The organism is Pseudonocardia halophobica, assembly GCF_050948485.1.
Taxonomy (GTDB): Bacteria; Actinomycetota; Actinomycetes; order Mycobacteriales; family Pseudonocardiaceae; genus Pseudonocardia; species Pseudonocardia halophobica.
The window spans coordinates 4,429,547-4,449,457 of sequence record NZ_CP192046.1 but is presented as its reverse complement, the minus strand read 5'-3'; the positions used below and the strand labels follow the sequence as shown (position 1 = coordinate 4,449,457).

Sequence of the window (19,911 nt, the reverse complement as noted above, 5' to 3'; positions counted from 1 at the left end):
CGAGCGGAGCGAGGCGTGAGCGGCTCCGTCGCGGCCGACCTGACCGAGGTCAGGGCGGCGGCCGAGCTGGTGGCGTTCGGCCTGCAACGCCGCTCCCGTCCGGTCGAGGGGAGCGACTACCGCGCCCTGCTGGACCGGTACCGGTCCGAGCTGCGGTTCCGGGACGTCGTCGACACCATGGCCGAGGGGCTGGGCCTGGAGGTGCTGGGCACCCCGCGGTCGGGGATCGTGCTCGCGCCCGAACCCGGCGGCGCGTTCGCCACCCGGCTCGCCGACCTGCGCACGATGGACCAGGCGGAGCGGCTGGTGTTCGGCCTGGTCCTGCTGGGGATCGCGGCGTACGCGTACCCGCAGGACGTCGACTTCGACGACCCGGAGACCAAGCTGGTCGACGTCGTGAAGGTCGACGAGTTCCTCCGCTCGGCGATCGGCACGCTGCAGGGCCAGGAGGGCGGCGAGGGCACGCCCGAGGAGCGCGCCCGGGCGGCCGCCGAGGTCTACGCGGACATGCCGCAGCTGATCACCACGCAGACCGGTCGCTGCGGCCGCGGCTGCACCCTCAAGGCGATCGAGGACGCGTTGGGCTGGCTGGTCGACCAGGGCGCGGCCGGCGAGGCCACCTCGCTGGGCCCGGACGTCTACCACCTCACCGACCGGTTCCGGCTGCTCGTCGCGGACTCGGCCGGCGGCGCGGCGCTCGACGCCCTGCGCGAGCTGCGGGCGGCGGGGGGACGGGCGGCGTGACGGCCCCGGTCATGTGGAAGATGAGCCGTGTCCGGCTCGACCGGGTGGGGCCGACGGCGGCGCGGTTCCTCGACGTCACGCTGGACTTCACCGACGAGCGGGACGGGCACCCCCTCGACTCGATCCTCTGGCTGCGCAACGGCGGCGGGAAATCCACCGTCCTGTCCCTGATCTGCGCGCTGATCCGCCCGCGACGCCGGGACTTCCTGGCCACCGCCGCCACCGGCAAGCACCTCGAGGACTACGTGCTGGGGGCGGACACCGCGCACGTCGTCGTCGAGTGGTCGGGGCCGGACGGGAGGCGCCTGGTCACCGGGGCCGTCCACGAGTGGGCCGATCGCGCGCAGCCCGCCGATCCCAACCGGGACCACGACCGGCTCAACTCACGCTGGTACCTCTTCCGGCCGCAGGCCGGGCGGGCGGAGCTGGATCTGCTGCCCTTCGAGATCGACGGGCGGCCGGCCACCCAGAAGGACTTCCTGGCCGCGCTGCGCAGCTGGGACGCGGTGCCCCAGGCGGCCGTCGCGGTCACGGACGGGCAGGACCGCTGGGCCCGGCTGCTCGACGAGCAGGGGCTCGACCCGGCGATCTTCACCGCGCTGCTGCAGATGAACGCCACCGAGGGCGGCATCGAGGGCCAGTTCCAGTTCCGCAACGCGGACCAGTTCGTGCGGTACCTGCTGGAGCTGATCGTCGATCCCGAGGTCCCGGGGCAGGTGTCGGCGATCCTCGAACGGGTGCGGTCCGGCCTGGCCGAGCGGCCAGAGCTGCTCGCCGACCTGGCCTTCGCGTCCGAGGCCGTACCGCTGCTGCGCTCGCTCGCCGAGGGCCGCTCGGCGCTCGCCGAGGCCGAGGAGGCCGAGCAGGCGGTGCAGGGGCGGGCCGCCGGCCTCGCGGGCGCGATCGCGGCCGGGGTGCGTCGGGCGCGTCGCGAGGAGGCGGTGTACTCCGACCTGCAGGAGGAGCTGTCCGCGCAGGTCACCGAGCTGCGCGGACTGGCGGCCACGGCCGAGGAGCGGGAGTCGGCGCTGCGCGGCCACGCGGCGCGGTACCGGCTGGAGGCGGCCCGGGCCGGGCTGGCCGAGGCGCAGGCCGGTCAGGAGCGGGCGCGGGCGACGCTGGCCGCGTGGCGCGCGGTCGTCGACGTGCTCCGGCTCCGCGATGCCCGGGCGCGTGTGCGGTCGCTGGAGGAACAGCTCGCGGCGGCCGAGGAGGACGCGGAACCGTTGCGGCGCAAGCTCGCCGAGGCGGCGGCCCGCTACGCCCGGAGCCTCGACCGTGCCCTCGCCGAGCAGGCCGAGCAGAGTGCGGAGCTCGAGGATCGCCTGGCCACGGCTCGGGCGGCCGCGGAGGCGGCGCGGGAGCGGGCGCGGTCCGCGACCCGCGTCCAGGGCCGGCTGTCCGGCGAGCTCGCGGCGCTGCAGAGCCGGCTCGCGGAACTCGACGACGGCACCGCCGCGGCCCGCGCGCACGGGCACCTCGAGCCGGAGGAGGAGGTCGCGGCGGCCGTCGAGCGGCACCGGACGGCCGACGCGGAGGCCGCCGTCGAGCTGGGGCGGCTGCTCGAGGAGCGGGCCGGGCTGCGGGAGCGGCGCGAGGAGCTGCGGGCGGCCGCGGAGTCGCTCGCGACGGAGCGGCGCGCCCTCGTCGAACGGCACCGGGCGGCGGCCGAGCGTGTCGCGGCCCTGCGGGCGCGGGTGGCCGAGCTCGGCGCCGACGACCGGCTGCGCGCGCTCACCGGCGGCGACGAGGTGGACCCGGTCGCCGAAGCGGGGGACCTCGAGGACCTGCTCACCGCGGCGATCGCCCGGGCCGACCGGCACCGGGTGGAGCTCGCCGTCGAGGGGGCGGAGGACGAGCGCGCGCTCGGCGCGCTGGGCGCCTCCGGGCTGCTCCCGCCGACCCTGGACCTCGGCCGGGCGCAGGAGGCGGTGGAGGCCGCGGGCATCGCCGTCGCCACGGGGTGGCGGTACCTCGCCGACTCGGTCCCGCAGCGGGAGCACGCGGCGGTGCTGCGCGCGGAGCCCGCGCTCGCGTCGGGGCTGCTGGTCCACGCGGAGGCGGATCTGCCGGCCGCGCGCCGGGCGCTCGCCGCGGCCGGGATCCGGCCGACCACGGCCCTCGTACTGGCCACGACCGCCGACCTCGACGCCGTCGTCCGGGGCGGCGCGCTCGAGCGGTTCGAGCTGGTCACGCCCGCGGCGGCGCTCACCGACCCGGCCGCGGCCGGGGCCGAGACCGCCGCCCGGGAGCAGGCGCGGGCCGCCCGCGCCAGCCGGGACGCCGCGCTGGTGGCGGACCGGGAGCGCGACGACGACCTGCGCCGCGGCGTCCGGGCGCTGCGCGCCGACTGCCCGCCCGGGACCCTCGAGGTGCTCGACGGCGAGGTCGCCGCCGTCGCGGAGGAGCTGGCCCGGGCGGACGAGGACGCCGTGCGGGTGGCCGCCGACCTGGCCGTCGCGGACGAGCGGGAGCAGGACTGCGAGCGCCGGCGCGAGGCGGCCGAGGCCACCCGGCGCGCGGCCGGGGTCGCCGGGGCGGTGCTCGACGGGCTGGCCGAGCGGCTCGCCGCCGCCGAGGAGTCCCGGGCGCGGGCCGAGGCCCTGCCGGCCGAGATCGAGGCCGCGCACGAGGAGGTCGAGCGCGCCCCAGCCGAGGAGGAGACGGCCCGCCGGCAGGCGCGGGAGGCCGAGGAGCTGGCCGCCGGGCTCCGACGCAGCATCGCTGCGTTGCGCGAGGCGCGCGACGGGCTCGACGTGCCGGCCGGCGACCTGGAGACCGCCGACGCGCCGCCGCTGGCCGAGGCACAGCGGGCCTGGGAGAGCGCGGAGCGCGCCTACGCGAAGGAGGTCTCCGACTCCGCGCTGGTCGCGGCGGTCGTCGAGGCGCGGCGGGCCGTCGAGGTCCCCGCCCAGCAGGTTGCTGCCCTCCCCAGGGCCGTGCACGAGGCCGCGACCGCCCTGGCCGACGGGCCGGAGGCCGTCGACGCGGAGGCGCGCGCTGCCGCCGTCGCCCGGGCCGAGAATGCCGCCCAGGCCGCGGGCGAGGCCGTGGGATCCGCTCGGTCCGCCGTGGGCCTGGCGGAGGCCGAGTCGGCCCGGCACCCGGCCGTCGTCGATCTTCCCGATCCGCCCGGCGACGCCGCCAAAGCGCTCGCCCTCGCGGCCGAGGCCGCGGAGGAGCACGCCGCGCACCGGGCAGCCACCGAGCGCGCCCGGACCGAGCACGAGAAGGCCGGCGGGCTGCGGGCCGAGGCGCGGGAGCGGGCGTCGGAGCTGGGCCATCAGGGGCAGCTGCTGGGCGTCGAGCCGCCCTCCGACGAGGGCGCCGACGAGGGCGACGCGATCCCGGGCGGCGTGGTCTCGGACGGCGTGATCTCGGGCGGCGTGATCTCGGACGGCGCGATCCCGGTCGACGAGGCCACCGCCGAGGTGACCGCCGTCCGCGACCGTCTCGACGCCGCGGGGGCCGCGGTCCGCCGCGGCCGCGGCGCCGTCGAGAAGGTGGCGCGCGAGATCGTCCTGTGGTCCGCGGCGGACCGGTTCTCGGCGGTCAAGGCGGCGGTGCGGGACCGGTTCCGCGTCTCGGACGTCGCCGGCGAGCTCGGCCCGGAGGCGGAGGACCTCGCCGGCGAGCTGGAGACCTACGCCGCCAACCTGCGGGGCCGGCTGGAGGAGCTCGAGGAGCACAAGTCGGTCGTCGTCACGGCGATGACCGGCATGGTGCGCCAGGCGCTCAAGTCGCTGGCCCGCGCGCAGTCGTTGTCGGAGCTGCCGGAGAACCTCGGGCCGTGGGCCGGGCACCGGTTCCTCGACGTCGGGCCGCGGTCCGCCGTCGAGACCGCCGACGTCGTGGTCCGGGACCGGTGCTCCCGGCTCGTCGACCTGCTGACCTCGCGGGGCGCGGAGGTGCCGCGCGGCCAGGAGCTGCTGTGGCAGGCCACGAACGCGGTGGTCGGCGACGGGAACTGGAGAGCCCGGGTGCTCAAGCCGTCGACCGCGCTCGCGCTGGAGCGGGTGCCGGTGGAACGGATGCGGAAATGGTCCGGCGAGAAGGTCACGATCTCGCTGCTGCTGTTCTGCATGGTCGCGAAGCTGCGCGCCACCAGCCGCGGGCGGGACCTGCCGGGCCTGGGCGCGCTGCCGCTCGACAACCCGCTGGGCAAGGCCAACTACGTGGTCTTCCTGGACCTGCAGCGCAAGGTCGCCGCCGCCAACGGCGTGCAGCTGATCTTCCTGACGGGTGTCGGGGACATGAAGGCGGTCGGCCGCTTCCCGAACATCATCCGGCTGCGCAACACGGCCAACCGCGGCCGCGAGTACGTCCGCGTCGCCGATCGCACGCAGGCGGGGGAGGACCCGGCGGGCGCGGTGGACGTCACGCGCATCCACCGCGACGACCCGGTCCTCACCCTGCTGTAGCGCTCATGGCCCACCTTCGGGCAGGAAGAGCCTCGGTTCTCCTGCCGAGATACGGATCATGAGCGGGGGAGGTACTTCTCCGCCGCCTCGCGGTAGCGCTCCTCCAGCCCGTCGGTGAGGTCGCCGTCGTAGCGCTCCGAGGTCCCGCTCGCCCAGGACGGGGGCTCGGAACCGCCGGAGAGCACCCAGGCGGCCTGGCGGGCGGCGCCGTCGGCCACGTACTCGCCGGGTTCGGGCACCACGACCGGCACGCCGAAGACCGTCGGGGCGATGCGCCGCACGGCCTCGGAGCGGGCCGCGCCGCCGATCAGCATGATCTCGTGCGCGTGCACGCCGACCGCGGCCAGCGCGTCGACCCCCGCCTTCTGCCCGGACAGCATGCCCTCGATCGCGGCGCGGGCCAGGTTGGCGGGCGTGGCGTTGGCCAGTGTCATGCCGTGGATCGCGCCGGTGGAGTCCGGCAGGTTGGGCGTGCGCTCGCCCTCGAGGTACGGCACGAGCGTGAGGCCCTCGGCGCCGGGCGGGGCGGACAGCGCGAGCCGGGCGAGCTCGGCGTGGTCGACGCCGAGGAGGCGGGCCGCCGCATCGAGCACCCGGGCGGCGTTGAGCGTGACCACGAGCGGCAGGAAGGCGCCGGTGGCGTCGGCGAACCCGGCGATCGTGCCGGTCGGGTCCGTGCCCTGCCGGTCGCCGCGGGCCGAGACCACCCCGGAGGTGCCCAGGGAGACCACGACGTCGTCGCCGGCCCCGAGCCCGAGCGCGGCGCCCGCGTTGTCCCCGGCGCCGGGGCCGAGCCGGAACCCCGGGCCCTCGACGGACTCGGTGGGGCCGAGCACCCGGGGGAGGACGACGTCGTCGCGGCCGAGGCCGAGCCGCAGCAGGTCGCGGCGGTACTCGCCGGACGAGGCGTCGAAGTAGCCGGTGCCGGAGGCGTCGGAGCGGTCGGTGACCAGCGCGTCGAGTCCCGGAGCGCCGTGTCGACGGTCGGCTCCGCCTCCGGCAAGCTGCCAGGTCAGCCAGTCGTGCGGCAGGCAGACGGCGGCGGTGCGGGCGGCGTTGGCGGGCTCGTGCTCGGCGAGCCAGCGCAGCTTGGTCACGGTGATCGAGGCGACGGGGACGGTGCCGGTCGCGTCGGCCCACGCCTGCGCGCCCAGCTCCTCGACGAGCGCGGCGGCGGCGGAAGCCGAGCGGGTGTCGTTCCACAGCAGGGCGGGCCGGACGACCTCGCCGGTCTCGTCGAGGCACACCATCCCGTGCTGCTGCCCGGCGACGCTCACGGCCGCCACGTCCGCGAGCCCCCCGGCCTCGTCGAGGGCCTGCTGCAGCGCCGCCCACCAGTGCTTCGGCTCGACCTCCGTCCCGTCGGGGTGCGCGGCCCGGCCGGAGCGGACCAGTTCCCCGGACTCCGCGTTCCGGACGACGACCTTGCAGGACTGTGTCGACGAGTCGACGCCGGCGACGAGCTCACCCATGCCGCCCACCCTGCCCTGCGCGACCTCTCCCGCGCGAGGGCAGGATCACGGCGTGCAGCGAGTACTGATCACGGGAGCCGGCGGACGGATCGGGCGGATGCTCCGGGCGCGGATGCCACACCCCGACCGCGAGTTGCGCTTGCTCGACCGCGTGCCGGTCGACGAGCCCGGCGCGATCACCGCCGACATCGCCGACCTGGACGCAATGATCGCCGCGTGCGAGGGCATCGACGCCGTCGTGCACCTCGGCGGGATCTCCGGCGAGGCGGACTGGGCGTCGATCCGGGACGCGAACATCGAGGGCACGTACGCCGTGTTCGAGGCGTCGCGACGGGCCGGGGTCCGGCGGGTGGTCTACGCGTCGAGCAACCACGCCGTCGGGTTCGTTCACCAGCCCGACGACCCCGATCTCGACATGCCCGACGACCTCGGGCCCCGCCCCGACACCTACTACGGCGTGAGCAAGGTGCTCGGCGAGGCGCTCGGCAGCCTGTACCACGACCGGCACGGGCTCGACGTCGTCTGCCTGCGGATCGGCACCTGCGCCGACGAGCCCCACGACCTGCGCGGACTCTCCACGTGGCTCTCGCCGGACGATTGCGCCCGCCTGGTCGAGGCCGCGCTCGCGACGCCGTCGCCGGGTTTCCGAGTCGTCTGGGGCGTCTCGGCCAACACCCGCCGGGTCTGGTCGCTCGAGGGCGGCGCCGCGATCGGGTACGTCCCGCAGGACGACGCCGAGGTGTTCGCCGCCCGGATCGGGCCCGGTGATCCGGTGAAGGACGAGGCCGGGCGGAGGTTCGTCGGCGGGGCGTTCACCCTCTGACGACGACGAAGATGTGCGACTCGGACGCCTGAACTGCCGACTCGCGGGTCCGGAACTACCGACTCGCGGGTTCGGATCTCGCGACTCGCGGTGCTGGAACTCCCGACTCGCGGGGTTCAGAGGGCCATGGCGTCGGTCCAGAGGCGGGCGGAGCGGCCGGTGAGGACGTCGAGCAGGGCGCCCGCCTGCGCATCCGTGAGCGAGGCGACGTAGTCGATCACCGCCCGGCCGCGGGCGAGGTCGCCGACCTGCGCCGCCTTCACCACGCCCTCCTCTGCGAGCGCCGCGTACTCGCCGCGGGCCAGCTCGACGAGGTCGTGCAGCCGCGGCGGGAGGCCGGGCGCGTCCGGCGACCGACCGTCGGCGAGCCAGTCGTGCAGCGCCCCGACCAGCCCGGTGACGACGGTCGCCTGGCCGCGCTGGTGCGAGGCCAGGTCCGCGCGGCGCAGCACGAACTGCTGGTGCACGAACTTCAGCACCGCCACCTCGTGCCACTGCGCCTCGCCGAGCGCCACGTGCGCCGCGCGGACCGGCGGCTCCTCCAGCACCCGGATGCCGCCGACGAGCCGGGAGGTCCAGCGCGCCGAGAACTCGGCAACCGCCCGTTCGGCGGCCATCGAGCCGTCGAAGGGCACGGCGAGCAGGCCGTCGACCAGCTCCGCCCGGACCCGGGAGACGGCCGCGGCGAAGGCGTCGTCGGAGTAGACCCAGACGTCGCGCTCGGCGAGCCTGCGGCGCAGGCGCTCCAGCGCGGCACCGGGCCCCGCGGTCGGGCCCGGCTCGGCCGACCGCTCCCACCCGCGCAGCTCGGAGGCCACCCCGGCCTGCTGGAGCACGCCGACCCGGTGGAAGTCCTCGACGTCGTGGATGGCGTAGGCGATGTCGTCGGCCGTGTCCATCACCGCGGCCTCGACCGTCTGCTGCCACGGCGTCACCGGGAACGGTGCCCGCGCGGTCCGCAGCTCGCCGAGCTCGGTCACGTAGGCGGAGAACTTGGCCGAGCCGGAGTCGGGTACGCCGGGCAGCGGGCCGCCGCCGCGGGGCGGCAGCTCGGCCTCGCTCGGGTGCGGGTCCGGGTACCCGCGGCGCGCCCACGGGTACTTGAGGACGGCGGCGCGCACCGCCGCCGTCAGGCCGAGGCCGGTGCGTCCGGGTCCGTGCAGGTCGATCGTGGTGATGATCCGAAAGCTCTGCGCGTTGCCCTCGAAACCGTCGGCGAGGCCGAGCCGCTCGCGGGCGAGCCGGTCGAGCACCTGCTCGCCGAGGTGCCCGAAGGGCGGATGGCCGAGGTCGTGGGCCAGCGCGGCGGCCTCGACGACGTCCGGGTCGCAGCCGCCGAGCTTCTCGACCACCGGCCCGGACTCCTCGCCCAGCCGCTCGGCGATCGCCCGGGCGACCTGCGCGACCTGCAACGAGTGCGTGAGCCGGTTGTGCAGCAGCAGCCCCGCCCCGTTGGGGCTCACCACCTGCGTGACGCCGGCGAGGCGGGCGAAGAACGGCGACGCGGCGATCCGGTCCCGGTCCACGCGGAACGGCGAGCCCGCGAGCCCCGCTCCCGTCTCCGCCGCGCCGGACGCGCGCTCCTCCCGGCCGTCGTTCATGCACGGCAGGCTATCCGCGCGCCTTCGCGGCCGCCGGGACCGCCTCCGGGGCGTGGGCGCGGACCGTGGGGCGGACGAGCCACAGCACCAGCAGGCCGCCGACCACCCCGGCCGCCCCGGCGACCAGGTACCCCGCGTGCAGCCCGGCGGCGACGGCCTCGCGGACCTCGTCGACCCGCGGCGCCTGCCCCGCGACGACGGACTCCACCAGCCCCGGGTCGGAGACGTGCCCCTCGACGGTGTCCCGGAAGACCAGCCCGAGCACCGCGATGCCGAGCGCGTACCCCAACTGCCGCGCGGTGTTCAGGGTTCCGGCGACCATCCCGCCGAGCTGCGGCGGCGCGGCGGACATCGCGGCCGCGGTGAGCGTGGGGATCGCGAGCCCCACCCGACCCCGACGACGGCGAGCCCGGGCAGCAGCGCGAGGGCCCCGGAGTCCGCGCCGACCACCGACTGCAGGCCGGAGCCCAGGCCGACCAGCACCAGGCCGATCCCGACCGTCCAGCGCGGGGAGACGCCCTGCAGCGCCCGGCCCGCGATCGCCGAGACCAGGAAGGAGCAGACCGCAATCGGCAGCAGCGCCACGCCCGCGGCGATCGGGGACAGCCCGAGCACGCCCTGCAGCCAGACCGAGGTGTAGGCGAGGATCGCGAAGGCCGCGGCCATGAGCAGCAGCCCGGCGGTGATCGTCGCCGAGAAGGAGGCGGACCGGAAGAGCCGCAGGTCCAGCAGCGGGTGCTCGACCCGGGCCGGGGCCTACCCGTGAGCGTCGATGCCGATCACAGGCGGTGCAGCCGCACCGGGATGCCGCCGACGGGGACGGGCAGCGAGGTGTTGTCCCAGCGCAGCGTGTAGCCCGGCTCGATCTCCCAGCGGTAGGTCCGCAGCATCTCGTGCAGGATCGCAGTGACCTCGTAGGTGCCGAAATGCAGGCCGATGCACTTGTGCACGCCGCCGCCGAACGGGACCCACGCGTCGCGGTCCGACCGGTCCTCGCGGCGCGCCTCGGAGAACCGGTCCGGGTCGAAGGTCTCCGGGTCCGTCCAGCACGCCGGGTCGTAGTGGTTGACCCCCTGCGCGACGACGACCCGGGTCCCCTTCGGCACGTGGTAGCCGGCGACGGCGGTGTCCTTGAGCGCGGTGCGCATCACGACCGGGACCGGGGCGTCCATCCGGAGCGCCTCCTTGATCACGAGGTCGAGCGTGGTCAGCGACGTGAGCGCGGCCACGTCCGGCGGCGTGTCGCCCAGCGCGAGCGACTCGGCGCGGGCCTTCTCCTGCCACTCCGGGTTGCGGGCCAGGTGGTGGGCGGCCGACGCCGTGGCGACGGTCGACGTGTCGTGCGCGGCCATCATCAGGAAGATCATGTGGTTGACGACGTCGTCGTCCGAGAACCGCTCGCCCTCCGGCGTCCGGGCGTGGCAGAGGGCGGTGAACAGGTCGTCGCCCGTCCCCGCGCGCTTGGCAGGCAGGGCGTCGCGGAACCACTTCTCCAGCACGGCGCGCCCCCGGAGGCCCTTCTCCCAGCGCGTCCCCGGGATCGGGTACCGGACGAACGAGTTGGCCGCCCGCACGCACGCGACGAAGGCCCGGTTGATCTCGTCGGCCTCCGGCCCGCTGCGGGCGTCCATGAACACCCGGGTGGCGATGTCGAGTGTCATGCTCTTGAGCGTGGGGTAGAGCCGCAGCGAGCTCTCCCAGGTCGGCACGACGTCCCGGATGACGGGCACGGCCTCGTCCACGTAGGCCTTGATGCGGCCGGCGGTGAACGCCTCCTGCATGATCCGCCGGTGGGCGCGGTGCTCGTCGAAGTCCATGAGCATGAGCCCACGGTGGAAGAACCGGTCGATGAGGACCCGCCAGCCCTCCTGGGAGAAGGCCTTGTCCCGGTTGGTCAGCACCTCGCGGGTCGCCGCCGCCCCGCCGACGACGACTGCGCGGCCGTTCGGGGTGCGCATCCACCAGACCGGGCCGTAGTGGGCGCTGCGGCGGCGGTTGAGGTCGGTGCCGAAGCGGACGTAGCCGAGGGCGTGCCCGAGCAGGGGCAGGCCCTCGTCGCCCGGCACCGGGCGCAGGCCCTCCGGCGCGGGGGAGAACGGGGTGCCGACGCCGCCGCCGGAGCGCTCGAGCAGGGCACGGTCGACCTGTTCGGGCAGGGGCAGGGTGAGCACGGAGGAGAACCGCTCGCGGGCGCGGCGGGGGAGCGACCCCAGTCCCGCACCGACCTGCTGCACCTGCTCGATCACCGTCACGTGAGTCTCCCTCGACCTCGGCTACGGCGCCGACGTTAGACACTGTGACCGGATGTGTCCACACGATTGACGAATCTGCCCTCGACGTCCAGGCTGACGCGATGGAACCGAGGTCGATGGCCCAGCGGGCGCGCGCCGGACTGCGCGACGACGCGCTCAACATCGCCGAGGAGCTCGTCGTCGACCGGGGGTTCCGGGCCTTCTCGATGCGCGACCTGGCCACGCGGGTCGGGGTGAGCCGGCAGACCCTGTACAACGAGTTCGGCGACCGCCGCGGCGTGGCGTCGGCGCTGGTCCTGCGCTCGACCGAGCGGTTCCTCGACGAGATCGAGCAGGCCCTGGCCGGGGAGGCCGACCTGCACGCGGCGTGGGTGGCGGCGGTACGCGGGGCATTGGCGAGGGCCGAGGACAACCCGCTGCTCAAGACGCTGCTGACCGGTGACGAGGGCACGCCGGAGCTGTTCGGCACGGACAGCGAGCCGATCGTGGTGGCCGCGCGCGAACGGGCCGCGGGCTACCTACGCCGCCGCTGGCCCGAGCTCGACCCCGACGCCGTCGGGCTGGCCGCCGAGACCGCCGCCCGGCTCACGGTCAGCCACATCGTGCTCCCGCTCGCCCCGGCCGACGTGGTCGCCGAGCAGGTGGCCACCGTCGTCACCCGCATCTGTGAGTGGCGATAGTCGCTCTGGCGACCATCGCCACTCACGGGGTCAGCGGGACAGGCGGGGAAGCAACGCGCTCGCGATGGTGATCATCACCGCGGCCGCGAGGACGAGCACGCCGAAGCAGAGGCCCAGCCGCGCCGGTGTCCCGATCAGCAGCCCGCGGAGCGCCTCCACCTCGTAGGACAGCGGGTTGACGTGGTTGACCCACTGCAGCCACGTCGGCATCAGCTCCACGGGGTAGAGCGCGTTCGAGGCGAAGAACAGGGGCATCGTGATCGCCTGCCCGATGCCCATCAGCCGGTCCCGGGACAGCACCAGCCCGGCGATCGTGATCGACAGGCAGCAGAAGAACGCCGAGCCGAGCATCAGCGCCACGACCACGCCCAGCAGCTTCAGCGGGTTCGCGGTCAGCGCCACACCGAGGATCAGGGCCAGCAGCAGCACGACCACGGCCTGCGCCACCGCCCGCACCCCGGCCGCGAACGCCTTGGCCGCGACGAGGGCGATCCGCGGCGTCGGCGTGACCAGCAGCTTGGCCAGCACGCCGGCGTCGCGTTCCCAGATGATCTGGATGCCGTAGAAGATCGCGATGAACAGCGCGGACTGGGCGAGGATGCCCGGCGCGAGGAAGTCCAGGTAGGGGATGTTCCCGGTCGGGATCGCGTGGATGTTGGTGAAGACCTGGCCGAAGACGAGCAGCCACAGCGCCGGCTGCACGGCGCGGGTGACCAGCTCGGTCCGGTCGTGGCGGAGCTTCTGCAGCTCCACCAGACACATCGTGGCGACGCGCGAGACCGCGGTCCGGACGAGCGCGACCGGCCCCGGTTCGGCCTCAGCCCAGGCGGCCGGCGGTGCGGCGAGCGGCGCGGACATCGCGGATCCCTCCCTTGTCCTCCGTCAGGGTGTCGCCGGTGTGGTGGCGGAAGACGTCGTCGAGCGTGGCTGCGCCGCCGTCCCGCGCGGCCCCGATCGCACCCTTGAGCTCGGCGGGGGTGCCGAGCGCCCGGATGCGGCCGCGGTGCATCAGCGCGATCCGCTCGCAGTGCTCGTCGGCCTCCTGCATGGCGTGCGTGGTGACCAGCACCGTCATCCCGGTCTCGGCGCGGGTGCGGGCGATCCGTTCCCACACGCCTTCGCGCGCGACGGGGTCCAGGCCGACCGTCGGCTCGTCGAGCACCAGCAGTTGCGGGGCGCTGACCAGGGCCTGCGCCAGCTCGAGCCGGCGCACCATGCCGCCGGAGTAGGTCTTGACGGGCCGGTCCGCGGCCTCGACCAGGTCCATCGCCTCGAGCACGCCCTCGACCTGGTCCTTCCGCGCGCGGCGCGGGACGTCGTACAGCCGGGCGAACAGCATGACGTTCTCCCGGCCGGTGAGCGTGCCGTCCGCGGACAGCTGCTGCGGGACGTACCCGATCAGCCGCCGGACCTGGGTCTTCTGCCGCGCGACGTCGCGACCGAGCACGGTGACCGTGCCGGGCGGGGCGGGCAGCAGGGTGGTGATCGAGCGGATCGTGGTGGTCTTGCCGGCGCCGTTGGGGCCGAGCAGGCCGAAGACCTCGCCGCGGTGGACCTCGAGGTCGAGGCCGTCGACCGCGACGGTGTCGCCGAAGGCCTGGCGCAGCCCGGTGCAACGGACGGCGGGCGGATCGGAGCGGGTCGCCGGGCCGGTCACGGGGCCTCCCGGTCGGACGGGTCCTCGAGCGTGGCGAGGAGGAGCTCCAGGGCCGGCAGTGCGGCGGTGATCGCGGCCCGGTCGCCCGCGTCGAGCCGGGCGAGGGCGTCGTCGAGCAGCTCGCGGCGGGCGGCGCGGCGCAGCGCCAGGCGGTCGACGGCCGCGGGCGTCAGGAAGAGCCGGACGGCGCGGCGGTCCGCGGGGTCGGGCTCGCGGCGGAGCAGTCCGTCGTCGACGAGCTGGTTCACCAGCGTGCTCACCGAGTTGCCGGCGAGGTGGAGGGCGCGCGCGGCGGCCGCCACCCCGATCCCGGGCTCGGCGTCGACCTGCTGCAGCAGCTCCGCCTGGGCGCCGCGCAGCGGCGGCTGCCCGAACCGAGCGCGCAGGCGCCGGCGGAGCACGCGCCGCATCCCGACGACGACGCGGAGGACGTCGTCGGAGGTGGTGGTGGGTGCGCTCACGCTCCAGACAATAGCTCGCACTCAGAGCTGTTAGGAACGCTCACGATTAGAGAGACTGCGAACGGCGCTCTCGCTCCTACCTGGTGAGCGAGAGCGCGTTCGCTCAGCGGGTGGCAGGGGTGGCCGCGAGTTCGGCGGCGATCTCCTGCACGCTCGCGCGCAGCGCCGCGGCGGCGTCCGCGACCGGGAGGTCGAACGGGCCCGTTGCGACTGCGACCAGCCGGGCGCCGTGGCCCGTGCCCTCGACCAGCTCCCAGCGCACGGTCCCGCCGGCGACGACGGCCGGCTCCAGCAGCGGCCGCGCGGCCTCGGCCGAGGCGGTGAGCTGCCGCTCGACCCGGACCGTGTCGCCGTCGAGCACCGGCTCGTCGAGGGCGAACTCCCGGACGTACTCCTCGTGTCGCGCCGTCATGTCGACCGACGGTGCCGGGTCCTGCCCGGCGAGCACCTGTGAGAGGCCCTCGATGCAGGCGGACCAGCCCGTCGCGAAGCTGGCGGCGCCGTAGCGGTCGGTGAAGGCGTGGTGCAGGACCAGCAGCGACCCGTCGTCGGCCGGGTGGACCTCCCAGCGCAGGTGGTCCGTGTCGCCCCAGCTGAAGGCGAACAGGCGCGGCGGGTCCAGGTCGGTGACGACGCCTCGCGTGTCGCCGTCGTCGAACACGATCTCGCCGCCTTGCCGGAGGTCGAGCCGCACGGTCGACGGGAACCATTGCGCGAGGTGCTCCGGGGTGGTCAGGGCGCGCCACACCTTCTCCGGCGGGTGGGGGAGCGGCCGCTCCAGGCGGAGCACGGTGCGGCCGTCGCGCAGGGTGAGGCTGTCGGGGGTCACGGGCCCTCCTCGTCGGGCATGCGGTCGAGCTCTCGTTCGAGGGCGTCGAACCGGCGGTTCCAGAAGCGGCGGTAGGGGGCGAGCCAGGCGTCGAGCTCGGCGAGCGGCTCGGCCCGCAGCGCGTACCGGCGCCGTTGCGCGTCCGGTTGCACCTCGACCAGCCCGGCCTCGCGCAGCACCCGCAGGTGCTTGGACGTGCCCGGCTGGCTCAGGCCCAGCTCGGCGCCGATCTCGCCGACCAGGCGCGGGCGCTCCCGCAGCAGGTCGAGGATCCGGCGCCGCGTGGGCTCGGCGAGAACGGCGAACGGCAGCACCGCGTCAATGTACCGCTACGGTTATATAACTAGCAAGGCATGTACGAGCGTGATCGGACGAGACCTGACACGCTCACACCCATGAGCGAGCAGCAATGGTTCTTCTGCCTCAAGCACCACACCGTGGAAGGCCCGGAGGGCTGCCGGGCCGCCGACCGCCTCGGCCCGTACCCGGACAAGGAGACGGCCGCCCGGGCGCTCGAGATCGCCCGCGAGCGGACCGAGCAGGCCGACCGCGAGGACGAGGAATGGCGCGAACGGGGTTCCACGCGCTGATCACCGGCTAGGCTTCCCGTTCGGTGATGCAGGCGCATGAACGGAGGACGCCGATGGACGGCAAGGTCGCTGTCGTGACCGGGGGCAGCCGGGGCATGGGGCGCGAGATCTGCCGGGATCTCGCGCGCCGCGGCCACCGGGTGGTCGTGGCCAGCCGGAAGGCGGAGGCCTGCGAGGCCCTCGCCGCCGAGCTCCGCGACGAGTTCGGGGTGCAGGCCCTCGGGATCGCCTGTCACGTCGGACGCTGGGCGGACTGCGACGCCCTGATGGACCGCGTGCTCGGCGAGTTCGGCCGGGTCGACGTCCTGGTGAACAACGCCGGCATGTCGCCGCTCTACCCGTCGCTCGGCGAGGTGGGCGAGGACCTGTTCGACAAGGTCATCGGCGTGAACCTCAAGGGTCCGTTCCGGCTCGCGGTGCGTGCGGGCGAGGCGATGCAGAAGGGCGAGGGCGGGCAGATCGTCAACGTCAGCAGCATCGCCGCCGTCCAGCCGCAGCCCGGCGAGCTGCCCTACGCCACCGCGAAGGCCGGGCTCAACGCGATGACCCTCGGCCTGGCCCGCGCCTTCGGCCCGACGGTGCGGGTCAACGGCGTGATGCCCGGCATGTTCCGCACGGACATCAGCAAGGCGTGGGACGAGGAGATGTTCGCCAAGGGGGAGACGGCCGCGCTCGGCCGGATCGGCGAGGCGGACGAGATCGTCGGGGCCGTGCGGTACCTGACCAGCCCCGACTCCAGCTTCACCACCGGGGCGATCCTCAAGGTCGACGGCGGCATGGCCTGGGCCCCGGCATGATCGACACCGACACCAGGACCGACGGCAGGGGCGACACGCGCTCCCGGCTGCTCGACGCCGCCGAGGCGCTCTTCGCCGAGCGGGGCAGCGAGTCGGTGTCGCTGCGCGAGATCGGCCGGGCGGCCGGGGCGCGCAACGTCATCGCCGCGCAGTACTGGTTCACCGACCGGGACGGCCTGCTCAAGGCGCTGATCGACCGGCACCGGCCCGAGATCGAGGCGGCCCGCCACGCGCTGCTCGACGAGTACGAGGCCGCCCTCGACGCGGGCTCCGCCGGCGACGCCGAGGCTCGGATCGCCGCGCTCGCCGGCGCCCTGGTCCGGCCGAGCGCGGTCAAGCTCGACCAGGGCGCGAGCGGCGCCGGCTACCTGCGCACCGTCGCCGACCTGCTCACCCGGCCCGAGCCGCAGACCGAACCGCTGGGCTACGACGTCCAGGGCGGCAGCATCCTGCGCTGGCGGGCGCTGCTGGAACCGCTGCTCGACCCCGACGCCGTGGTGCTGCACCGGCGCTTCCACGTGATCCGGTTCGTCGACGTCGAGCTGGCCCAGCGCGCCCGCGCCCCCGGCCGCCGCGACCACCGGCTGTTCGTGAGCCAGCTCGTCGACTCCGCCGCCGGGCTGCTCAGCGCCCGGACCTCCGAGGAGACCCGGCGGCTGCGGGCCGAGCGGACCGAGCGATGAGCGCCGTCGACACCGTCGACCTCGGCGCGCTGGCCGCCTGGCTGCGCACCCAGGGCGTCGAGGGGCGGATCGGGGAGGTCACGCCGCTGGCCGGCGGGACCCAGAACGTCGTGCTGCGGATCGAGCTCGGCGACCGGCCCGTCGTGCTGCGCCGCCCGCCCGAGCACCCGCGGCCGACGAGCGACCGCACCATCGCGCGGGAGATCACCGTGCTGCGCGGCCTCGCCGGTACCGACGTCCCGCACCCCCGGCTGATCGCCGGCTGCGAGGACACCTCGGTGCTCGGCGTCGTCTTCTACCTGATGGAGCTGATCGACGGCGTCAACCCCGGCGAGGAGGTCACGCCCGAGCAGCGGGCGCACGCCGAGCTGCGGCACGGCCAGGGCCTGGCCATGGCCCGCGCGCTGTCCCGGCTCGGAGCGCTCGACCCCACCGCCCAGGGGCTCGACGTGCTGCGCAAGCCCGGCAGCTTCCTGGAGAAGCAGGTGCCGCAGTGGCTGCGCCACCTCGAGGGTTACCGCGAGTTCCCGGACTGGGAGCCGGGCGGGCTACCGGACGTCGAGCTGGTCGCGCGGTGGCTGGAGGAGCAGCGCCCGCCGGACGCCCCGCCGGGCGTGATGCACGGCGACTTCCACCTCAACAACGTGCTGCTCGCCCGCACCGAGCCCGAGGTGGCGGCGATCGTCGACTGGGAGATGTGCACGGTCGGGGACCCGCTGCTGGACCTGGGCTGGCTGATGGTGACCTGGCCGCAGGAGCCGACGGCGATGGACGTCGGCGGCCCGCTCGCGCAACTCGGCGGGCTGCCGACGCGCAAGGAGCTGGTCGCGGCCTACGCCGACGCCGGGGGCCGGGAGCCGGTGCACGTCGACTGGTACACCGCGCTCGCCGGGTTCAAGCTCGGGATCGTCCTCGAGGGGACGTGGGCCCGGGCCAGCGCGGGCAAGGCGCCGCAGGAGATCGGGCAGCGCCTGCACGCCCACGCCGTCGGCCTGCTCACCCTCGCGGGCCGGGTCGCGCGGGGGGAGTGGTCGGTCCTCGACTGACTCCGCGTCAGGTCGCCGTGCGGTGGACGCCGGCGAGGTGCACGTAGGCGGCGGCGTTGAGGGCGATGCCCTGGCGCTCGTCCTCCCCCGTCTCCTTGCGCACCTTGCCCGGCACGCCCGCGACCAGGGAGTTCGGCGGGATCTCCATGCCCTGGGTGATCACCGCGCCCGCGGCGACGATCGTGCCGGAGCCGATCCGCGCGCCGTTGAGCACCACCGCGCCCATGCCGATCAGCACGTCGTCCGCGATCGTGCAGCCGTGCAGCACCGCCCGGTGTCCCACGCTGACCCCGGACCCGATCGTCACCGGGAACCCGGGGTCGGCGTGCACGACCGTGCCGTCCTGGATGTTGGAGCGGGCGCCGACCGTGATCGAGTCCATGTCGCCGCGCAGCACGCACGTGTACCAGACACTCGCCTCGGCCCCGAGCTGCACGCGCCCGGCCAGCACTGCACCGGGCGCCACCCACGCCTGCGGGTCCACCGACGGCGTCGACCCCTCGATCGTGATCATCGAGCTCCTCTCAGACCTTCTCGAACGCGCGCAGGATCTCCGCGCTGAACAACACGAACCGCGCCAGCTCGACCTGCGTGTCCGCCTCGCGCACGGTGGTGACGGCGATGCGGGCGGCGTCGGCGAGCGGCCAGCCGTAGATCCCTGCGGACACCGCCGGGAAGGCGACGGACCTCGCGCCGAGCTCGTCCGCCACCCGCAGCGACTCCCGGTACGCCGAGGCGAGCAGGTGCGAGCGGTCCTCCCGCTTCGCGTACACCGGCCCGACGGTGTGGATCACCCACCGCGCCGGCATGTTCCCGGCCGTGGTGGCCACCGCCTGGCCGGTCGGCAGCCCGTCCGGGTAGCGCGTGGCCCGCAGCTCCCGGCACTCGGCGAGGATCGCGGGGCCGCCGGCGCGGTGGATGGCGCCGTCGACGCCCCCGCCGCCGAGCAGACCCGAGTTCGCCGCGTTGACGACGGCGTCGACCTCCTGGGTCGTGATGTCCCCCTGGACCAGCTCGATCCGGGTCACGAGGCACCTCCCTGGTTCCGTAGCCCCTGGTTCCGTAGCTTCGCCAGCAGCGGGATCGCCGCGATCTTCTCGTCGGTGAGCGACTCCCACCGCACTTCCCCGGTCGGCCGCGCGCCCCGCACCGGCCGGCAGTCGATCACCCGGTCCGGGGTGACGACGAGGTCGACCGGGATGTCGTGCGCCGCGGTCGGGATGACCCCGGCCGGGCGGACCTGCAGCTCGTGCACCGTGGTCACCACGACGGTGCGGTCGGAGATCAGCCCCGCCGCGCCGGCCAGCGCGAACTCCAGGTCGGCGAACCCGCCGCCCTTGCCCAGCCGGGCGCCGTCCTCGCCGACCGCCACGCATCCCGTCACGACGAGGTCGACGGGGTCGAGCTCGTCGACGGCCACGCGGCGGGCGGAGCGGGTGGCGTTCTTGATCGACACCGCGCGCCGCGGCGGGTCGGCGAGGTGCTCGGGGTCGAGCAGGAAGAACGGGTCCTCCTCGGCGAGCTTCGGCACGGCCATGTAGAGCGTCTTGCCGTCCTCGAGGGCGCGCTGGCGGACCGGGAGCTGCGCGGAGTCCGGGTTGGACTTGACCGCCCGCGCCTTCTCCCACTCGGGCAGCGAGCGCAGGAGCTCGGCGGCCGTCTCCGCCCCGGTGAAGTTGGAGATCCGGTTGCGGGCGCCCGGGAAGCGCGCGACCTTCGCCTCGGTCAGCGCGGTCCAGACCTCCTCGCGCAGCGCCGCCTTGGCGTCGAGGAGGGCGCGGTCGCCGCCCGCGTCGTGATCGTGCCGTCGGGGCGTCCGTGCCATGGGCCGACCCTATCGGCGCCGGTCGGCCGC

Annotated in this window: 21 protein-coding genes; 8 read left to right on the top strand and 13 right to left on the bottom strand. The window is 75.1% G+C overall.

Annotation, left to right across the window (positions count from 1 at the left end):
* Positions 1–15 precede the first annotated feature (15 nt).
* Both ACQP04_RS21100 and ACQP04_RS21095 read left to right on the top strand, forming a co-directional pair.
* A complete protein-coding gene (locus ACQP04_RS21100) occupies positions 16–744 on the top strand; it encodes a hypothetical protein (protein WP_433502277.1) in 729 nt (242 codons plus the stop codon).
* Entirely contained in the window at positions 741–5,165 is a 4,425-nt protein-coding gene (locus ACQP04_RS21095) for a hypothetical protein (RefSeq protein ID WP_433502276.1), read from the top strand. The genes ACQP04_RS21100 and ACQP04_RS21095 overlap by 4 nt, the downstream gene beginning before the upstream one ends.
* 56 nt (positions 5,166–5,221) lie before the next feature.
* Here ACQP04_RS21095 and ACQP04_RS21090 read toward each other — a convergent pair whose 3' ends face one another.
* Positions 5,222–6,637, bottom strand: a complete 1,416-nt coding sequence (locus ACQP04_RS21090; protein WP_433502275.1) for a xylulokinase — start codon at positions 6,635–6,637, stop codon at positions 5,222–5,224.
* On the opposite strand from ACQP04_RS21090, the gene ACQP04_RS21085 reads away from it, so the two are divergent.
* Positions 6,636–7,460 (top strand): NAD-dependent epimerase/dehydratase family protein, encoded by an 825-nt coding sequence (locus tag ACQP04_RS21085; protein ID WP_433502274.1) that lies wholly within the window; start codon positions 6,636–6,638, stop codon positions 7,458–7,460. The genes ACQP04_RS21090 and ACQP04_RS21085 overlap by 2 nt on opposite strands.
* Positions 7,461–7,576: 116 nt before the next feature.
* Here ACQP04_RS21085 and ACQP04_RS21080 read toward each other — a convergent pair whose 3' ends face one another.
* From ACQP04_RS21080 to ACQP04_RS21065, 4 genes are all read right to left on the bottom strand, one after another.
* Entirely contained in the window at positions 7,577–9,061 is a 1,485-nt protein-coding gene (locus tag ACQP04_RS21080) for a deoxyguanosinetriphosphate triphosphohydrolase family protein (protein ID WP_433502273.1), read from the bottom strand.
* A gap of 10 nt (positions 9,062–9,071) precedes the next feature.
* Positions 9,072–9,449, bottom strand: coding sequence for a hypothetical protein (locus ACQP04_RS21075; protein WP_433502272.1), 378 nt, complete (start codon positions 9,447–9,449; stop codon positions 9,072–9,074).
* Positions 9,365–9,727, bottom strand: coding sequence for a hypothetical protein (locus tag ACQP04_RS21070; protein ID WP_433502271.1), 363 nt, complete (start codon positions 9,725–9,727; stop codon positions 9,365–9,367). Before ACQP04_RS21070 ends, ACQP04_RS21075 begins: the two co-directional genes overlap by 85 nt.
* A gap of 113 nt (positions 9,728–9,840) precedes the next feature.
* On the bottom strand, positions 9,841–11,307 hold the full coding sequence (locus ACQP04_RS21065; protein ID WP_433508410.1) for a cytochrome P450: 1,467 nt from the start codon (positions 11,305–11,307) through the stop codon (positions 9,841–9,843).
* Between the two features lie 107 nt (positions 11,308–11,414).
* On the opposite strand from ACQP04_RS21065, the gene ACQP04_RS21060 reads away from it, so the two are divergent.
* Positions 11,415–11,993 carry a TetR family transcriptional regulator gene (locus ACQP04_RS21060; RefSeq protein WP_433502270.1) on the top strand — a complete coding sequence of 193 codons (579 nt, stop codon included), beginning with the start codon at positions 11,415–11,417 and terminating at the stop codon, positions 11,991–11,993.
* 30 nt (positions 11,994–12,023) lie between these two features.
* Here ACQP04_RS21060 and ACQP04_RS21055 read toward each other — a convergent pair whose 3' ends face one another.
* The 5 genes from ACQP04_RS21055 to ACQP04_RS21035 all read right to left on the bottom strand — a co-directional run bounded on the left by ACQP04_RS21055 (position 12,024) and on the right by ACQP04_RS21035 (position 15,254).
* Positions 12,024–12,851, bottom strand: a complete 828-nt coding sequence (locus ACQP04_RS21055; RefSeq protein WP_433502269.1) for an ABC transporter permease — start codon at positions 12,849–12,851, stop codon at positions 12,024–12,026.
* Positions 12,811–13,650 carry an ABC transporter ATP-binding protein gene (locus ACQP04_RS21050; RefSeq protein WP_433502268.1) on the bottom strand — a complete coding sequence of 280 codons (840 nt, stop codon included), beginning with the start codon at positions 13,648–13,650 and terminating at the stop codon, positions 12,811–12,813. The genes ACQP04_RS21055 and ACQP04_RS21050 overlap by 41 nt, the downstream gene beginning before the upstream one ends.
* Positions 13,647–14,111: a MarR family winged helix-turn-helix transcriptional regulator gene (locus ACQP04_RS21045; protein ID WP_433502267.1), complete on the bottom strand. Its 465-nt coding sequence runs from the start codon at positions 14,109–14,111 to the stop codon at positions 13,647–13,649. Before ACQP04_RS21045 ends, ACQP04_RS21050 begins: the two co-directional genes overlap by 4 nt.
* Before the next feature lie 103 nt (positions 14,112–14,214).
* Positions 14,215–14,940 carry an SRPBCC family protein gene (locus ACQP04_RS21040; RefSeq protein WP_433502266.1) on the bottom strand — a complete coding sequence of 242 codons (726 nt, stop codon included), beginning with the start codon at positions 14,938–14,940 and terminating at the stop codon, positions 14,215–14,217.
* Complete coding sequence (locus ACQP04_RS21035) at positions 14,937–15,254, bottom strand: ArsR/SmtB family transcription factor (RefSeq protein ID WP_425566518.1); 318 nt, start codon at positions 15,252–15,254, stop codon at positions 14,937–14,939. The genes ACQP04_RS21040 and ACQP04_RS21035 overlap by 4 nt, the downstream gene beginning before the upstream one ends.
* Positions 15,255–15,335: 81 nt before the next feature.
* Between ACQP04_RS21035 and ACQP04_RS21030 the strand changes: the two genes are divergently transcribed.
* From ACQP04_RS21030 to ACQP04_RS21015, 4 genes are read left to right on the top strand one after another with little or no spacing between them, the layout of a single operon-like run.
* The gene (locus ACQP04_RS21030) at positions 15,336–15,530 is read left to right on the top strand and encodes a hypothetical protein (protein ID WP_037050254.1); all 195 of its coding nucleotides are present in this window, start codon (positions 15,336–15,338) and stop codon (positions 15,528–15,530) included.
* Positions 15,531–15,556: 26 nt separating this feature from the next.
* Positions 15,557–16,327, top strand: a complete 771-nt coding sequence (locus ACQP04_RS21025) for an SDR family NAD(P)-dependent oxidoreductase (RefSeq protein WP_433502265.1) — start codon at positions 15,557–15,559, stop codon at positions 16,325–16,327.
* Entirely contained in the window at positions 16,324–17,010 is a 687-nt protein-coding gene (locus ACQP04_RS21020) for a TetR/AcrR family transcriptional regulator (protein ID WP_433502264.1), read from the top strand. Before ACQP04_RS21025 ends, ACQP04_RS21020 begins: the two co-directional genes overlap by 4 nt.
* Positions 17,007–18,056, top strand: coding sequence for a phosphotransferase family protein (locus tag ACQP04_RS21015; RefSeq protein WP_433502263.1), 1,050 nt, complete (start codon positions 17,007–17,009; stop codon positions 18,054–18,056). Before ACQP04_RS21020 ends, ACQP04_RS21015 begins: the two co-directional genes overlap by 4 nt.
* Positions 18,057–18,063: 7 nt before the next feature.
* Here the strand turns inward: ACQP04_RS21015 and ACQP04_RS21010 are convergent, their stop codons facing one another.
* From ACQP04_RS21010 to ACQP04_RS21000, 3 genes are read right to left on the bottom strand one after another with little or no spacing between them, the layout of a single operon-like run.
* Positions 18,064–18,570 carry a gamma carbonic anhydrase family protein gene (locus tag ACQP04_RS21010; RefSeq protein ID WP_433502262.1) on the bottom strand — a complete coding sequence of 169 codons (507 nt, stop codon included), beginning with the start codon at positions 18,568–18,570 and terminating at the stop codon, positions 18,064–18,066.
* A 10-nt stretch (positions 18,571–18,580) separates the two neighbouring features.
* Complete coding sequence (locus tag ACQP04_RS21005; protein WP_358208245.1) at positions 18,581–19,084, bottom strand: O-acetyl-ADP-ribose deacetylase; 504 nt, start codon at positions 19,082–19,084, stop codon at positions 18,581–18,583.
* Positions 19,081–19,881: a 5-formyltetrahydrofolate cyclo-ligase gene (locus ACQP04_RS21000; RefSeq protein WP_433502261.1), complete on the bottom strand. Its 801-nt coding sequence runs from the start codon at positions 19,879–19,881 to the stop codon at positions 19,081–19,083. The genes ACQP04_RS21005 and ACQP04_RS21000 overlap by 4 nt, the downstream gene beginning before the upstream one ends.
* Positions 19,882–19,911 lie beyond the last annotated feature (30 nt).

Excerpts from the sequence above, each read along its gene's own strand:
- ACQP04_RS21085 (WP_433502274.1), top strand. The coding sequence starts at position 6,636 with ATGCCGCCCACCCTGCCCTGCGCGACCTCTCCCGCGCGAGGGCAGGAT.
- ACQP04_RS21090 (WP_433502275.1), bottom strand. The coding sequence starts at position 6,637 with ATGGGTGAGCTCGTCGCCGGCGTCGACTCGTCGACACAGTCCTGCAAG.
- ACQP04_RS21080 (WP_433502273.1), bottom strand. The coding sequence starts at position 9,061 with ATGAACGACGGCCGGGAGGAGCGCGCGTCCGGCGCGGCGGAGACGGGA.
- ACQP04_RS21070 (WP_433502271.1), bottom strand. The coding sequence starts at position 9,727 with ATGGCCGCGGCCTTCGCGATCCTCGCCTACACCTCGGTCTGGCTGCAG.
- ACQP04_RS21060 (WP_433502270.1), top strand. The coding sequence starts at position 11,415 with ATGGAACCGAGGTCGATGGCCCAGCGGGCGCGCGCCGGACTGCGCGAC.
- ACQP04_RS21055 (WP_433502269.1), bottom strand. The coding sequence starts at position 12,851 with ATGTCCGCGCCGCTCGCCGCACCGCCGGCCGCCTGGGCTGAGGCCGAA.
- ACQP04_RS21030 (WP_037050254.1), top strand. The coding sequence starts at position 15,336 with ATGAGCGAGCAGCAATGGTTCTTCTGCCTCAAGCACCACACCGTGGAA.
- ACQP04_RS21025 (WP_433502265.1), top strand. The coding sequence starts at position 15,557 with ATGCAGGCGCATGAACGGAGGACGCCGATGGACGGCAAGGTCGCTGTC.
- ACQP04_RS21020 (WP_433502264.1), top strand. The coding sequence starts at position 16,324 with ATGATCGACACCGACACCAGGACCGACGGCAGGGGCGACACGCGCTCC.
- ACQP04_RS21015 (WP_433502263.1), top strand. The coding sequence starts at position 17,007 with ATGAGCGCCGTCGACACCGTCGACCTCGGCGCGCTGGCCGCCTGGCTG.
- ACQP04_RS21010 (WP_433502262.1), bottom strand. The coding sequence starts at position 18,570 with ATGATCACGATCGAGGGGTCGACGCCGTCGGTGGACCCGCAGGCGTGG.
- ACQP04_RS21000 (WP_433502261.1), bottom strand. The coding sequence starts at position 19,881 with ATGGCACGGACGCCCCGACGGCACGATCACGACGCGGGCGGCGACCGC.